Here is a 14,673-nt window from a genome sequence, read left to right as displayed (position 1 = left end):
GCGGACGGGCCCGCACCGGCGCCCGCGTCGACGGATCTGCGCCGCCCGCCGACAGGGCCGCACCGGCGCCCGCGCCGACGGATCTGCGCCGCCCGCCGACAGGGCCGCACCGGCGCCCGCGCCGACGGACCTCCGCCGCAGGACCTTCCGACGAGCCGATGTCGCGGTCCGCTCCGAACGGCAGCAGCCCGCCGACGGGGGAAATCGGCGGGCTGCTTCTGTACCGCTGTGGCTTCTAGTGGACGGAGTGCTCCTCCAGCGGGAACGTTCCGCCGACGACGTCCTCCGCGAACGCCTTGGCCGCGTCGCCCATGACCTGGCGCAGGTTCGCGTACTGCTTCACGAACTTGGGGACCCGGCCGCCGGTCAGGCCCATCATGTCCGTCCAGACCAGGACCTGCGCGTCGGTCTCCGGGCCGGCACCGATGCCGACCGTCGGGATGTGCAGCACCCGCGTCACCTCGGCCGCCAGCTCCGCCGGGACCAGCTCCAGGACGACCGCGAACGCGCCCGCGTCCTGGACCGCCTTGGCGTCCCGCAGCAGCTGTGCCGCCGCCTCCTCGCCGCGGCCCTGGACGCGGTAGCCCATGGCGTTGACGGACTGCGGCGTCAGGCCGATGTGGGCCATGACGGGGATGCCGGACTCGACCAGCAGGCGGATCTGCTCGTGCGAGCGCTCGCCGCCCTCCAGCTTGACCGCGCCGACGCCGGCCTCCTTCACCAGCCGGGTCGCCGAGCGCAGCGCCTGCACCGGGCCCTCCTGGTAGGAGCCGAAGGGCAGGTCGCCGACGATCAGGGCGCGGGAGGTGCCGCGTACGACGGCCGCCGAGAGCATGGTCATCTCGTCGAGCGTCACGGGCACGGTGGTCTCGTAGCCGAGGTGGCAGTTGCCCGCCGAGTCCCCGACGAGCATGACCGGGATACCGGCCTCGTCGAACACGGACGCGGTCATGGCGTCGTAGGCGGTGAGCATGGGCCACTTCTCGCCGCGCTCCTTGGCGGCGGCGATGTCGCGAACGGTGATACGGCGGGTGCCCTTCCCCCCGTACAGCGCCTTGCTGCCGCCGGAAGGTGTGGTCTGGGCAGCCGAAAGCTGCGTCATGGCAACGGCTCCTTACGTCATCTCGAGGCACCCTGACGGCGTCCCCGGATCCCCTCCATGGTGGCACCTCGTGCCAGGCGCGGCTAGGGGGACCCCGGTCACGCTCGAGCGGCGTAAGAGCCGGGTAAGAGAATTACGATACGGATCGGTCTCGTATCGTAATGGGGTTAGCGTTGACGGCATGACTACATCCGCTCCTCCCGCGACCCGGATACCGGAAGCGGTACACCGTCGCCGCTGGGCCATTCTCGGCGTGCTCATGCTGAGTCTGCTGATCATCGTCCTGGACAACTCCATTCTCAACGTCGCGGTCAAGACGATCTCGACCCCCGCTCCGACCGGCCTCGGAGCCACCCAGAGCGAGCTGGAGTGGGCGATCAACGCCTACACCCTGGTCTTCGCGGGCCTGCTGTTCAGCGCCGGTCTGCTCGGCGACCGGCTCGGCCGCAAGAAGGTCCTGCTCGGCGGGCTCGTCGTGTTCGGCATCGGCTCCGCCCTCGCCGCCTTCGCCGGCTCGCCGGGCGAGCTGATCGGCTTCCGCGCGGTGATGGGCCTCGGCGCCGCCTTCGTGATGCCCGCCACCCTCGCCGTCCTCATGAACGTCTTCGAACGGGACGAGCAGCCCAAGGCCATCGGCATCTGGGCGGGCGGCGTCGGCCTCGCCATCGCCATCGGCCCGATCACCGGCGGCGTCCTGCTCGACCACTTCTGGTGGGGCTCGGTCTTCCTCATCAACGTGCCGATCGTGATCATCGCGCTCGCGCTGATGATCTGGCTGGTCCCCGACTCCCGCGACCCGAACCCCGGCCGGATCGACCCCGTCGGCGTCACCCTGTCCGTCGTCGGCCTGGTCCTGCTCGTCTACGGCATCATCCGGGGCGGCGAGCTGGCCGACTTCACAAACGCCACCGTGCTGACGACCATCGGCGCCGGACTCGCCGTCCTGGTCGCCTTCGTGGTGTTCGAGAAGCGCAGCGACCATCCGTCCATCGATGTCACCTACTTCCGCGACAAGGTCTTCTCGGCCGCCATCGCCGCCATCGCGCTCGTCTTCTTCGCGCTGATGGGCGTGACCTTCTTCTCCGTCTTCTACACCCAGAGCGTGCGCGGCTACTCCCCGCTGGAGACCGGGCTGCTGTTGCTGCCGCTGGCCGTCGCCCAGCTCGTCTTCGCGCCCCGCGCCCGGCTGCTCGTGGACCGCTTCGGCTACCGGGCCACCACGACCGCCGCCATGGCCCTCATCGCCGCGACGCTCGCCGCCTTCGCCACGCTGGAGGCGGACACCCCGATCTGGATCCTCGAGGTCATCTTCTTCCTCATGGGCACCGGCATGGCGCACATCATGACCCCGGTCAGCGTCGTCATCATGCAGGCCCTGCCCCGCGAGAAGGCCGGTTCCGCCTCCGCGCTCAGCAACACCTTCCGCCAGGTCGGCGGCGCCCTCGGCATCGCGGTGCTCGGCTCGGTGCTCTCCACCTCGTACCGCTCCTCCATCGAGGACGACCTCACCGCGCTGCCGCCCGGGCTGCGCCACACCGCGGGCGAGTCCATCGAGTCCACGCTGGCCGTCGCCGCGAAGCTCGACAGCCCCGGAACCCTGGTCGCGCAGGCCAACGACTCCTTCCTGCACGCCATGCACGTCACCGCGCTCGGCGGAGCCGCGGTCGCCGTGATCGGCGCGATCGTCGTCGGACTGTTCCTGCCGGGGAAGCCACCCCGGGCCGAGGAGGAGCAGCCGTAGGGGAGAATCCCCAGACCACAGAAGGGACGCACGCACGTGAACCTCGCCGACAGTCAGCCCAGCCCGGTCCGGGGCCGCCCCCGCAGCGAGGCCGTGGAGCGCGCCATCATCGAGGGCGTGGTGAAGCTGCTGGAGGAGGGCGTGCCCCTCGCCGAGCTGTCCATCGAGCGCATCGCCCGCACCGCGGGTGTCGGCAAGGCCGCCATCTACCGCCGGTGGAGCGGCAAGGAGGAGCTGTTCGTCGACGTCGTGCGCGCGGCGGAGCCGCCCGACGCCGAACTCCCCGGCACGTCCGTGCGCGACGACCTCGTCGTCCTGCTGGAGTCACTGCGGCGACGCGGACTGCTCAGCCGCTCCTCGGCGATCCTGCACAACGTGCACGCCCAGATGAAGACCAGCCCCAAGGTGTGGGCGGCGTACCACACCAACGTCGTCGCGCCCCGGCGCCGGCTCGGCATCGAAGTGCTGCGCCGGGGCCAGGCCAACGGCGAGTTGCGCGACGACATCGACGTCGAACTGCTCAACGACCTGTTCGTGGGCCCCATGCTGGTCCGCGCGGTCCTGCACCCGGACGGCGACCTCCCCGAGGGCCTGTCCGAACAGATCGTCGACACCCTCCTCGAAGGCCTACGGCCCGTCAGCTCACCGCCCGTCAGTTCGCCTCCCGCATAGCGGATGTGCGCGTTTCGTCACAGAGCGCGCTTTCCGCATCGGTAACCGGAACTCCGGAAGCCGACTTGTACGTCCCTGTGCCCGTACGGCCGTCATGGGACGGCGGGAAGAGAACCGATCATCCCCTAGGGTCGTAACAGCGGGGGACGATGGTGTGCACGGCAGGCAGTGAGGCGACGGTATGGCGCAGCAGGCGTACATGACGGAGAGGGACAGCGGCGGCTCGGGACCCGAGCGCCGGGGAAACCGGTTCCGGCGTCTGCTGGAGCGGCTCCTGACCGGCTGGCGCGGCGACCCGCGGATCTGGCGCCGGGGCATCGTCACCGCCGTCTTCGCGGTGCTCCTCGCCCTCGTCATGCTGCTGCACGCGCACATCCCCAACGCCATCGGCAACCTCGGCAGCCTGACCGAGACCTTCCTGCCCTGGCTCGGCCTGTTCGTCCCGCTGCTGCTCGTGCTGGGCGTGGTGCGCAAGTCCGCGACCGCGCTGATCGCGATCGTCCTGCCCGCCGTCGTGTGGCTGAACCTCTTCGGCGGGCTCCTCACCGGCAAGACCTCCTCCGGCGGCGACCTCACCATCGCCACACACAACGTCAACGCCGACAACCCCGACCCCGCCGGCACCGCCCGCGACGTGGCCGCCTCCGGTGCGGACGTGCTGGCCCTGGAGGAGCTGACCGCCACCGCCGTACCGGTCTACGAGGAGGCGCTGGCGTCGACGTACAAGTACCACTCGGTGCAGGGCACCGTCGGGCTGTGGAGCAAGTACCCGCTGAGCGGGGTGAAGGCCGTCGACATCAAGCTGGGCTGGACCCGGGCCATGCGCGCCGCCGTCAGCACGCCGTCCGGCGAGATCGCGGTGTACGTCGCCCACCTGCCGTCGGTGCGGGTCAAGATGGAGGCCGGCTTCACCGCCCGGCAGCGCGACAAGAGCGCCGACGCCCTGGGCGAGGCCATCGCCGACGAGAAGCTGCCGCGCAGCGTGCTGCTCGGCGATCTCAACGGCACGATGAACGACCGCGCCCTGAACGCCGTCACCTCCCAGATGCGCTCCACGCAGGGAGCGGCGGGCAGCGGCTTCGGGTTCAGCTGGCCGGCGTCGTTCCCGATGGCGCGGATCGATCAGATCCTGGTGCGGGACATCGAGCCGATCAGCTCGTGGACGCTGCCGGAGACCGGGAGCGACCACCTGCCGGTGGCGGCCCGGGTGAAGGTCGACACCTCCTCGTAACCGCCTGGAATAGCGGGCCGGGGAGACTTTGTTCCGTGCGTGAACATATGATGCACGGAACCCCGCTCCCGAAAGGCACGGCCCCCTCATGCCCCTCGCCTTGCTCGCCCTCGCCGTGGGCGCATTCGGCATAGGCACCACCGAGTTCGTGATGATGGGCCTGCTGCCCGACGTCGCGGCCGACCTCGGCATCTCGATCCCGACCGCCGGCCATCTCGTCTCGGCGTACGCCCTCGGCGTCGTCGTCGGCGCCCCGCTCCTCGCCGCCGTCACCGCCCGCATGTCCCGCCGCAAGGTCCTGATCGGCCTGATGGCGCTCTTCGTGGCCGGCAACGCCCTGTCGGCCCTCGCCCCCGACAACGGCTCGCTGCTCGCCGCCCGCTTCCTCAGCGGCCTGCCGCACGGCGCCTTCTTCGGCGTCGGCGCGGTGGTGGCGACGACCCTGGTCGCGCCGGAGCGCAAGGCCCGCTCGGTGTCCCTGATGTTCCTGGGCCTGACGGTCGCGAACATCGCGGGCGTCCCCGTCGCCACCCTCATGGGCCAGCACCTGGGCTGGCGGGCCACCTTCCTCGGGGTGAGCGCGATCGGCGTGGCGGCGATCGTCTCGCTGTTCCTGCTGGTCCCGCGCGAGCACCCGCAGGCGTCCCCCGCCTCCGGCCTGCGCGGCGAGCTGGCCGCGCTGAGGTCGGTGCCGGTCTGGCTGGCCCTCGGTACGACGGTGGCCGGCTTCGGGGCGCTGTTCGCGGCGTACAGCTACATCACGCCGATGCTGACCGACGCGGCCGGGTACGCCGACGCCAGCGTGACGCTGCTGCTCGCGCTGTTCGGCGTGGGCGCGACCGCCGGGAACCTGCTGGGCGGACGCCTGGCGGACCACGCGATGCGGGCGACCCTGTTCGGCGGGCTGGCCGCGCTGGCGCTGGTGCTCGGGCTGTTCCCGGTGCTGATGTCCACGGCGTGGAGCGCGGCGCTCGGGGTGGTCCTGCTCGGCATGGCGGCCTTCGTCACCGGGTCCCCGCTCCAGCTCATGGTCATGGAGAAGGCCTCGGCGGCCCCCTCCCTCGCCTCCTCCGCGAACCAGGCCGCCTTCAACCTGGCGAACGCGGGCGGCGCCTGGATCGGCGGGCTCGCCCTGGCCGCCGGGCTCGGGGTCACCTCCCCGGCGCTCGCGGGCGCGGCCCTCGCGGTGCTGGGCCTGGGCGTGGCCGGGGCGGCGTACGCGGTGGACCGGCGCCGGGTACCGGTGGCGGGGCGGGAACTCATCGTCGCCGGGCATGTGCCGGGAGAGGCGGCGGCCGTGCGGTCCTGACTGAGCAGGGACGGGCCGCGCTCCTGAACGGGGAACAGGCTGCGGTCCGCACCGTGCAAACAGGGGGGTCCGGATTGCTCCGGCCCCCCTGTGGTGCGCTTACGCGGTCTCCCGCCACCCGTTCGTGATCGGCAGCCGTCGGTCCTTGCCGAAGCCCTTCGCCGAGATCTTCGTGCCCGGCGGGTACTGGCGGCGCTTGTACTCCGCCGTGTCCACCATGCGCAGGGTCTTGGTGACCAGGGCCGGGTCGTAACCGGCGGCCACGATGGCGTCGGCGCCCTCGTCGCGGTCGACGTAGCGCTCCAGGATCGCGTCCAGGACCGGGTAGTCGGGCAGGGAGTCGGTGTCGACCTGGCCGGGGCGCAGTTCCGCGCTCGGCGGCTTGGTGATCGAGTTCTCCGGGATCGGCGGGGTCTGCCCGCGCTCGGCCGCCGAACGGTTGCGCCACTCGGCGAGGCGGAAGATCGAGGTCTTGTAGACGTCCTTGATCGGGCCGTACGCGCCCACCGAGTCGCCGTACAACGTCGAATACCCCACCGCCAGCTCCGACTTGTTGCCCGGCGCCAGGACGATGTGGCCCTCCTGGTTGGAGATCGCCATCAGCAGCGTGCCGCGCAGCCGGGACTGCAGGTTCTCCTCGGCCAGGCCGGTGAGGTCCGTCGACGCCATGTAGGCGTCGAACATCGGCTCGATCGGGACCGTACGGAAGTTCAGGCCCGTGCGGCGCGCGAGTTCCGCCGCGTCGCCCTTGGAGTGATCCGAGGAGTACTTCGACGGCATGGAGACGCCGTAGACGTTCTGCGCGCCCACCGCGTCGCAGGCGATGGCCGCGACCAGTGCCGAGTCGATGCCGCCGGACAGGCCGATCAGGACCGACCGGAAGCCGTTCTTGGCGACGTACGCCCGCAGACCCACGACCAGGGCCGAGTAGACCTCCTCGTCGTCGTCCAGGCGGTCCGCGTAGCCGCCCGTCAGCTCCGGGGTGTACGCGGGCAGCGGGTCCTCGGACAGGACCAGGCGGTCGATCCGCAGACCGTCGTCGACGACGCCCGTGGGGGCGTCCGCCGCGGCCGCGGGCAGGTCGAGGTCCAGGACCACACAGCCCTCGGCGAACTGCGGCGCCCGCGCGATGACCTCACCGCTCGCGTCGACGACGATCGAGTCGCCGTCGAAGACCAGCTCGTCCTGGCCCCCGATCATCGCGAGGTAGGCGGTGGTGCAGCCCGCCTCCTGGGCGCGCTTGCGGACCAGCTCCAGCCGGGTGTCGTCCTTGTCGCGCTCGTACGGCGAGGCGTTGATCGAGAGCAGCAGCCCGGCCCCGGCCGACCGTGCCGCTGGCACCCGGCCGCCGTCCTGCCAGAGGTCCTCGCAGATGGCGAGGGCCACGTCCACGCCGTGCACGCGCACCACCGGCATGGTGTCGCCGGGCACGAAGTAGCGGAACTCGTCGAAGACGCCGTAGTTCGGCAGGTGGTGCTTGGCGAAGGTGAGGACCACCTCGCCGCCGTGCAGCACCGCCGCCGCGTTGCGCGGGGCGCCCGCCGGCTGGCCGTACTTCGGCTGGGCCGTCTCGGAGCGGTCGAGGTAGCCGACGACCACCGGCAGCTCTCCGAAGCCCTCCTCGGCGAGCCGGGCCGCAAGCGTCCGCAATGCCGCGCGGGACGCCTCCACGAAGGAGGTCCGCAGGGCCAGGTCCTCGACGGGATACCCGGTCAGCGCCATCTCCGGGAACGCCACGAGGTGCGCTCCCTGCTCGGCGGAGTGCCGGGTCCAGCGGAGGATCGTCTCGGTGTTCCCGGCGAGGTCACCGACGCGCGAGTCGATCTGGTTCAGAGCGAGGCGAAGTTGAGGCACGCGCCCAGTGTAATCGTCAGAGCGACGCGATGGGGTGGTGAAGTGGTGTGGGCCACCCCACGGCGTACGCCCACGGCCGAGGGCCCGCGCCCGAGGGCCTACGGCCGCGCCTTGGCGCCCCGGTCGGCGAGCATGTCCGCCATCAGCTGGATCTCCGACTCCTGGCCGTTGACCATGGTCTGCGCGAGCCGCTTCTCCACCCCGACCTCGCACCGCTCCAGACAGCCCTCCGCCATGTGGATGCCGCCCTTGTGATGGGCGGTCATCAGCTGGAGGAAGAAGATCTCCGCCGCCTTGCCGTTGAGCGTCCCGAGCTTCTTCATCTCGGTGTTGGTCGCCATGCCGGGCATCAGCGCGCCGTCCTCGCCGGAGGCCATCGCGCCCATGTCCATCCAGGTCATCGGCGCGTCCGAGGACACCTTCGGCAGCTTCCACAGGTCGAGCCAGCCCAGCAGCATCCCGCGCTGGTTGGCCTGCGTCTGCGCGATGTCGTACGCGAGGCGCCGCACCTCGGTGTCGTCCGTGCGGTCGCGCACGATGTACGACATCTCCACGGCCTGCTGGTGGTGCACCGCCATGTCCCGCGCGAACCCGGCGTCCGCGGAGTCGGCGGTGGGGGGCGCGTCGGCCGCCTCGTCCTGAGCCACGGCGTACGTGATCGCGCCTGCCGCGACGAGGACCGCCGCCGCGGTACCGGCGATCCAGCCGACGTGCTTCATCACTCCGCCTTACCGCCCGTGCACGCGGCGCCCGGCTCGGGCGTCTGCTCGCCCTGCACGTACTTCTCGAAGAACTTGTCGAGGTTCGGGTCGCTCGCGCCGGTCACCGTGCGCTGCGCGCCCCAGGCCGACAGCATGATCGGCGACTTCTGGTCCTCGTAGGGGCTCATCAGCGTGTACGGCGTCTTCTTCACCTTCGCCGCGAGCGCGTCGACGTCGGCCTTCTTGGCCTTGCTCGTGTACGTCACCCAGACCGCGCCGTGCTCCAGGGAGTGCACCGCGTTCTCGTTCGCGACGGCCTCGGTGTAGACGTCGCCGTTGCAGTTCTGCCAGACCGGGTTGTGGTCGCCGCCGACCGGGGGCTGGACCGGGTAGCTGACCTTCTTCTCGACGTGGGTCTGGGACAGCTTGCCGCCCTGCCAGGTGCTCACGCCGTCGGCACCGGCCACCAGGGAGCCCGTGGTCTTGGAGTCGGACGCGGTGTCGTCGTCATCCTGCGTCTGCACCAGGACGACGGCGCCGACGACCAGGGCTGTGACGACCGTCACGCTGGCGCCGATCGTGAGGATCCGGTTGCGGCGCTCGCGAGCCTGCTCGGCGCGCCGCATCTCTTCTATGCGGGCCTTGCGCGCCGCGTTGCTCTTCTTGGCGGATCCCATGGCGTGATGTCCTTCTGCGGAAAGGGACGGTCGGGTCCGCTGATCGTAATGGGGAAACAGTGGCGTCCCGAAGGGAGGGCACAGGAAAGGGCCGGATCGCAACGGAATCGACAGCCACCCGACAGGTGCTCCGCGAATAATTTGAAGCGCAGATGCGCATTATCTACGCTTCCGGTATGCGGCTGCTGCGTTCGACCGACCTCGCCCTGCGGATCCTCATGCGACTCGCCGTGTCCGAAGGCTCCACGCCGACCACGCGTGAGGTGGCCGAGGACATGGACGTCCCGTACACGCACGCCGCGAAGGTCGTCGCGGAACTCCAGCACCAGAGCCTGGTCGACGCCCGTCGAGGCCGGGGCGGTGGCCTGACCCTCACGGAGAAGGGCCGCACGGCGTCCGTGGGCGCGGTGGTCCGCTCCTTCGAGGGCGACGGCGACGTGGTCGACTGCGAGGGCCCCACCCCCTGCCCCCTGCGGTCCGCCTGCCGCCTGCGCGGCGCCCTGCGCCGGGCCCAGGAGGCCTTCTTCGCCTCCCTGGACCCGCTGACCGTCGCCGACATGGTCGCCTCCCCGACGGGACCGCTCCTGCTGGAGATCGGACGGGCGCCGCACGCGTGAGCGGGACCAGGCCCTGTCGCTTGGATCATCCCGGCGTCGGCCGGACCGGACCGCTTCTCGCGGCCGGGCCGACCCGAGGACAGGGCCTGACCCTGGCCTAACCCTCCTGCGCGAGCCACAGGTCGGGGCCGAAGACCTCGTAGTGGATGTCCGCGGCTCGTACGCCCTTCGCCAGCAGCTGTGCGCGCACCGTTCGCATGAAGGGGAGCGGGCCGCACAGGTACGCGCGCGTGTCCGGTGCCACGGCGACGTCGGTGAGGTCCGTCCGGCCGGTCCTGGCGTCCTCGGGGGCGTCCTGCTCGTACCAGAAGTGGACGCTCGCCTCGCGGAGCTTGGCCGCGTAGGTCTCCTGGTCGGTGCGCAGGGCGTGGGTGGCGGGGGAACGGTCGGCGTGGAGGACGGTGACCGGGGTGGGGTGGCCGTCCTGGGCGAGCTGCGCCAGCATCGCGGTCATCGGGGTGACGCCGATGCCCGCGGAGGCGAGCAGGAGGGGGCGGTCGTCGGCCGGGTCGAGGACCAGGTCGCCGTAAGGAGCGGAGAGTTCGAGGACGCTGCCCACCTCCACGCGCGCGTGGAGGTGGTCGGAGACCTCGCCCGTCACGGCCTCGTCCGTCACCCGCTTCACGCTGATCTGGCGCAGCGTCGAACCGGGCGCCCCGGACAGGCTGTACTGCCGTATCTGCCGGGCGCCGTCGGGGAGCTCGACGCGGACCGAGACGTACTGGCCCGCGCGGAAGTCCGCCACCGGGCCGCCGTCCGAGGGGCGGAGCCGGAGGGTGATCACCTCGGGGGTCTCCGGCACCCGCTCCACGACCTCCCAGCGCCGCCAGCCCGGCTCCCGGGACTCCTCGTACAGCCGCTTCTCCAGCGCGATCAGGGCGTTCGCCATCAGCCAGTAGACCTCGTCCCAGGCCGCCGCGACCTCGGGGGTGACGGCCTCGCCGAGCACGCCGGCGATGGCGGCGAACAGGTGCTCGTGGACGAGCGCGTACTGCTCCGGCGTGACCCCGAGGGACGCGTGCTTGTGGGCGATACGGGCCAGCATCGCGTCCGGCCGCCGCTCCGGGTGCTCGACCAGGTGCGTGGCGAAGGCGGCCACGGCACCGGCCAGGGCCTGGCGCTGGGTGCCGGCGGCCTGGTTGCCGCGGTTGAAGAGGTCCCGCAGCAGGTCGGGGCGGGCGGCGAAGAGCCCGGAGTAGAAGCGATCGGTGATCTCGTCCAGGGAGGCGGCCACGGCGGGGAGGGTCGCTCGGACGGTGGCGGCGGACGGTTCGGACAGCATCGGGGGCTCCTTCGGGCGCTGGACCGGACGGCGCCGGCCGGACGGCACGGGCACCGCGCTGGACGGCACGCTATTAAAACTTGCATCTGAGATGCAAATTAAACGGTCGCGCACGCGCCACAGCCGTCGACGGCCGGGCATTACGGATGTCGGTCCGAGCAGGCAAGATGGGCGGCAGAGCCGTACACCCGCGGCACGCCGGGCGTTCAGACCGAGGTCAGCTCGCAGATCAAGGTCGGCAACGCGCCCGAAACGGTGTTGTGGTGTGATGCTCGGGTGCCCGACCGCCTGTCCGCGGTGCGCGGAACAGGCGGCCTGACCAGCAAGGATGGGGAAGCGGAAGATGGACAAGCAGCAGGAGTTCGTGCTCCGTACGTTGGAGGAGCGCGACATCCGGTTCGTACGCCTGTGGTTCACGGACGTGCTGGGCTTCCTCAAGTCCGTCGCCGTGGCCCCGGCCGAGCTCGAGCAGGCCTTCGACGAGGGCATCGGCTTCGACGGCTCCGCCATCGAGGGCTTCGCCCGGGTCTACGAGTCCGACATGATCGCCAAGCCGGACCCCTCCACCTTCCAGGTCCTGCCCTGGCGCGCGGAGACCCCCGGCACGGCCCGCATGTTCTGCGACATCCTGATGCCGGACGGCTCCCCGTCCTTCGCCGACCCGCGCTACGTCCTCAAGCGCGCCCTGGCCCGCACCTCCGACCTCGGCTTCACCTTCTACACCCACCCCGAGATCGAGTTCTTCCTGCTCAAGGACCGCCCGCTGGACGGCTCCCGCCCCACCCCGGCCGACAACTCCGGCTACTTCGACCACACCCCGACCAACGTCGGCATGGACTTCCGCCGTCAGGCCATCACCATGCTGGAGTCGATGGGCATCTCGGTGGAGTTCTCCCACCACGAGGGCGCCCCGGGCCAGCAGGAGATCGACCTGCGCTACGCCGACGCGCTGTCCACGGCCGACAACATCATGACCTTCCGGCTGGTCATGAAGCAGGTGGCGCTGGAGCAGGGCGTGCAGGCCACGTTCATGCCCAAGCCGTTCTCGGAGCACCCGGGCAGCGGTATGCACACCCACCTCTCGCTCTTCGAGGGCGACCGCAACGCCTTCTACGAGTCGGGCTCGGAGTACCAGCTCTCCAAGGTCGGCCGCTCCTTCATCGCCGGCCTGCTCAAGCACGCCGCCGAGATCTCCGCGGTCACCAACCAGTGGGTGAACTCCTACAAGCGGATCTGGGGCGGCTCCGAGCGCACGGCCGGTGCGGGCGGCGAGGCGCCGTCGTACATCTGCTGGGGCCACAACAACCGCTCGGCGCTGGTGCGCGTGCCCATGTACAAGCCCGGCAAGACCGGCTCGGCCCGCGTCGAGGTCCGCTCGATCGACTCCGGCGCCAACCCCTACCTGGCCTACGCGGTGCTCCTGGCCGCCGGCCTTAAGGGCATCGAGGAGGGCTACGAACTCCCGCCGGGCGCCGAGGACGACGTCTGGGCCCTGTCGAACGCCGAGCGCCGCGCGATGGGCATCGAACCCCTCCCGCAGAACCTCGGCGAGGCCCTGACCCTCATGGAGAACAGCGACCTGGTCGCCGAAACCCTCGGCGAACACGTCTTCGACTTCTTCCTGCGCAACAAGCGCTCGGAGTGGGAGGAGTACCGCTCCGAGGTGACCGCGTTCGAGCTGCGGAAGAACCTGCCGGTGCTGTAGACGGGCCCGCGGGGAGGTCAGCGGCGGTTCTCCGGCCGTTCGGCCTCCTCTTCCTCCTCCTGAACCGCCGCCCCGTCACCGCCGCGTTTGGCGCCATTGGGTCCGGGCGGGCGCAGTACGGGTTTCATCAGCCTGTCCGTGCTGGGCGGCGGTGACTCCACGGCCCGCGCCGAACCGCGCACGTTCTCCAGGAGCAGGTTGCCCTTCTTGTCGAGCAGCCGCGTCAGGCTCTCCTGACCGATCCCGAACGCCACGGCCCATGCGGCGATCTGCGCCCTGCTGTCCAGTGCCGTCAGTCCGGGGATGAATTCCCCGTGGATGAGAACCAGGCCCAGAATGGCGGAGAGCGCGCCGATGGGGATGCGCAGAACGAGCAGGCTCATGGGCACCATGTAGGGGACCGCGGACCCGTGTATGTGGCGAATTGACGCAGCGCCGGCGAGTGCCGCGGACGCCGCCCCCAGCGAGGCCACCAGCAAGACGTTGGCGCCCTCGGGTTCTTTCCCTTCGACCGGGCAGATGTAAGCCGTGGCATCGAGGTTCTCGGGGGTCGGTTTAGGCGGCTCGAAGCAGAGTTTGTCCGCGAGCGCGTCAGGATTCTGATAGCCGGAGAGAATCAGCAGGACCGTGAACGCGGAAAGCGCGAGAAAGGCGAGCAGCAGGATGTTGCGGAAATTCCGCACCCTGCCTATCTCAATCTCCTCCGTGTGATGCGCGGCATGGAGGACGTCCGCCGCCAGGTGTCTCCCGGTGGCATCCAGCAGGTTGTTGTTCTCGCGCAGATGCTCTTCCAGCAGCTTGAGCCGAAGGTCCTCCTGCCCCAGGTGCTGGATGCCCTTGGCCAGAACAGTGGGCCCGGCCCAGCCGATTTCCTGGGCCGGTGTCAGTTTGAGGACGATCAGCTCGGCTTCGTGGACGGTCGCCAGGGTGCGATCTCGCGCGGACGCGGCGGCCCAGAACGGCGGCCAGCTGTCCGTGGTCTGTCGCGCGCCTTGTAAAAGCTGGTGCGCCTTTTTCGCCAGCTTTTTGTCGTGCTCCGACAGGCCCTGCATATCTTCGATGCGGTCCAGTTCGGCTTGCACGGCCGCGATGTGAGCACTCGCGCGCTGACGCCATGAGCCAATCTTCTTGTGCGCAACTACGTCGTCGTCACTCATTCGAATCACAATCCTGTGATATCGGGAAGGTGACAGGAAGGGTGAATCTCCAGTTCATCACGTAGTTGCGCCACACGCAACTCAACGAAACCTGCGGTTCTGGGGTATCCTGCGGCCATGAATTCGACGTCACGAAAGGCCGATGCCGCGTAAACGGCCGGTCGCGCTGCGAGCCGCGCAGCGCCTTCGTCAGGGTCAGCGGAGCAGGGACGTGCCCCCGCCGGACCGTATCCACGGGCTCTCCGCCCAGGTCAGCCTCGCCGTGCATCGGTCCGAGGCGTTGTCCCGCGACTACTTCATCTTTCCCGGCGTCACCGACCACGCCCTGCGGCGGTACCGGGCCTTCCTGAGTCCGCCGGGACGGCGGCCCAGATATCCGTACGGCGACGACTGCGGTTGCCGGGGCTGTGAACTGCGGGACGTGCGGCACGCCCGCGACGTGCTCGGCACCGTCCTGCGGAGTCTGCCCCCGCGGGAACGGGCCGAGCTGGCGCGGATCGTCGGTGTGCTGGACGCGCGGTACCGGGCCCGTACTCTCCCGGATCCGCTCGCCGATCCCCGGCTGCGGTGGTGGCGTCGGCGGCTTCAGGGGTGCCCGTTCACGCAGAGCGGCCTTGCCTGAGTC

At 70.5% G+C, this 14,673-nt stretch carries 13 protein-coding genes; 7 read left to right on the top strand and 6 right to left on the bottom strand.

Going from position 1 to position 14,673, the window contains the following annotated elements; genetic code table 11:
• Positions 1 to 235 precede the first annotated feature (235 nt).
• Positions 236 to 1,102: a 3-methyl-2-oxobutanoate hydroxymethyltransferase gene (gene panB / locus ACWDRW_RS34040; protein ID WP_451730397.1), complete on the bottom strand. Its 867-nt coding sequence runs from the start codon at positions 1,100 to 1,102 to the stop codon at positions 236 to 238.
• 181 nt (positions 1,103 to 1,283) lie between these two features.
• On the opposite strand from panB, the gene ACWDRW_RS34035 reads away from it, so the two are divergent.
• The 4 genes from ACWDRW_RS34035 (at position 1,284) to ACWDRW_RS34020 (ending at position 6,055) form a co-directional block, all read left to right on the top strand.
• On the top strand, positions 1,284 to 2,843 hold the full coding sequence (locus ACWDRW_RS34035) for an MFS transporter (RefSeq protein ID WP_451730395.1): 1,560 nt from the start codon (positions 1,284 to 1,286) through the stop codon (positions 2,841 to 2,843).
• A 36-nt stretch (positions 2,844 to 2,879) separates the two neighbouring features.
• Positions 2,880 to 3,515: a TetR/AcrR family transcriptional regulator gene (locus tag ACWDRW_RS34030; protein WP_451730392.1), complete on the top strand. Its 636-nt coding sequence runs from the start codon at positions 2,880 to 2,882 to the stop codon at positions 3,513 to 3,515.
• Positions 3,516 to 3,696: 181 nt separating this feature from the next.
• Positions 3,697 to 4,746, top strand: a complete 1,050-nt coding sequence (locus tag ACWDRW_RS34025) for an endonuclease/exonuclease/phosphatase family protein (RefSeq protein ID WP_451730389.1) — start codon at positions 3,697 to 3,699, stop codon at positions 4,744 to 4,746.
• Positions 4,747 to 4,834: 88 nt separating this feature from the next.
• Positions 4,835 to 6,055 carry an MFS transporter gene (locus ACWDRW_RS34020; RefSeq protein ID WP_451730386.1) on the top strand — a complete coding sequence of 407 codons (1,221 nt, stop codon included), beginning with the start codon at positions 4,835 to 4,837 and terminating at the stop codon, positions 6,053 to 6,055.
• Between the two features lie 99 nt (positions 6,056 to 6,154).
• Here ACWDRW_RS34020 and ACWDRW_RS34015 read toward each other — a convergent pair whose 3' ends face one another.
• The 3 genes from ACWDRW_RS34015 to ACWDRW_RS34005 form a co-directional block, all read right to left on the bottom strand.
• Complete coding sequence (locus tag ACWDRW_RS34015; protein WP_451730383.1) at positions 6,155 to 7,909, bottom strand: NAD+ synthase; 1,755 nt, start codon at positions 7,907 to 7,909, stop codon at positions 6,155 to 6,157.
• 98 nt (positions 7,910 to 8,007) lie between these two features.
• A complete protein-coding gene (locus ACWDRW_RS34010) occupies positions 8,008 to 8,628 on the bottom strand; it encodes a DUF305 domain-containing protein (protein WP_451730380.1) in 621 nt (206 codons plus the stop codon).
• Positions 8,628 to 9,287 carry a DUF3105 domain-containing protein gene (locus tag ACWDRW_RS34005; protein WP_451730378.1) on the bottom strand — a complete coding sequence of 220 codons (660 nt, stop codon included), beginning with the start codon at positions 9,285 to 9,287 and terminating at the stop codon, positions 8,628 to 8,630. The genes ACWDRW_RS34010 and ACWDRW_RS34005 overlap by 1 nt, the downstream gene beginning before the upstream one ends.
• A 176-nt stretch (positions 9,288 to 9,463) precedes the next feature.
• Between ACWDRW_RS34005 and ACWDRW_RS34000 the strand changes: the two genes are divergently transcribed.
• Positions 9,464 to 9,904 carry an RrF2 family transcriptional regulator gene (locus tag ACWDRW_RS34000; protein WP_451730375.1) on the top strand — a complete coding sequence of 147 codons (441 nt, stop codon included), beginning with the start codon at positions 9,464 to 9,466 and terminating at the stop codon, positions 9,902 to 9,904.
• A gap of 97 nt (positions 9,905 to 10,001) precedes the next feature.
• Here the strand turns inward: ACWDRW_RS34000 and ACWDRW_RS33995 are convergent, their stop codons facing one another.
• Entirely contained in the window at positions 10,002 to 11,186 is a 1,185-nt protein-coding gene (locus ACWDRW_RS33995) for a globin domain-containing protein (protein WP_451730372.1), read from the bottom strand.
• Between the two features lie 343 nt (positions 11,187 to 11,529).
• Between ACWDRW_RS33995 and glnA the strand changes: the two genes are divergently transcribed.
• The gene (gene glnA, locus ACWDRW_RS33990) at positions 11,530 to 12,891 is read left to right on the top strand and encodes a type I glutamate--ammonia ligase (RefSeq protein ID WP_451730369.1); all 1,362 of its coding nucleotides are present in this window, start codon (positions 11,530 to 11,532) and stop codon (positions 12,889 to 12,891) included.
• A gap of 17 nt (positions 12,892 to 12,908) precedes the next feature.
• Here glnA and ACWDRW_RS33985 read toward each other — a convergent pair whose 3' ends face one another.
• Positions 12,909 to 14,048, bottom strand: a complete 1,140-nt coding sequence (locus tag ACWDRW_RS33985; protein ID WP_451730366.1) for a hypothetical protein — start codon at positions 14,046 to 14,048, stop codon at positions 12,909 to 12,911.
• A gap of 211 nt (positions 14,049 to 14,259) precedes the next feature.
• Between ACWDRW_RS33985 and ACWDRW_RS33980 the strand changes: the two genes are divergently transcribed.
• Positions 14,260 to 14,670: a hypothetical protein gene (locus ACWDRW_RS33980; RefSeq protein ID WP_451730363.1), complete on the top strand. Its 411-nt coding sequence runs from the start codon at positions 14,260 to 14,262 to the stop codon at positions 14,668 to 14,670.
• The last annotated feature ends 3 nt before the right edge of the window (positions 14,671 to 14,673 follow it).

The organism is Streptomyces sp. NPDC003635, from assembly GCF_053587635.1.
This window is presented reverse-complemented; position numbering and strand designations above follow the sequence as displayed.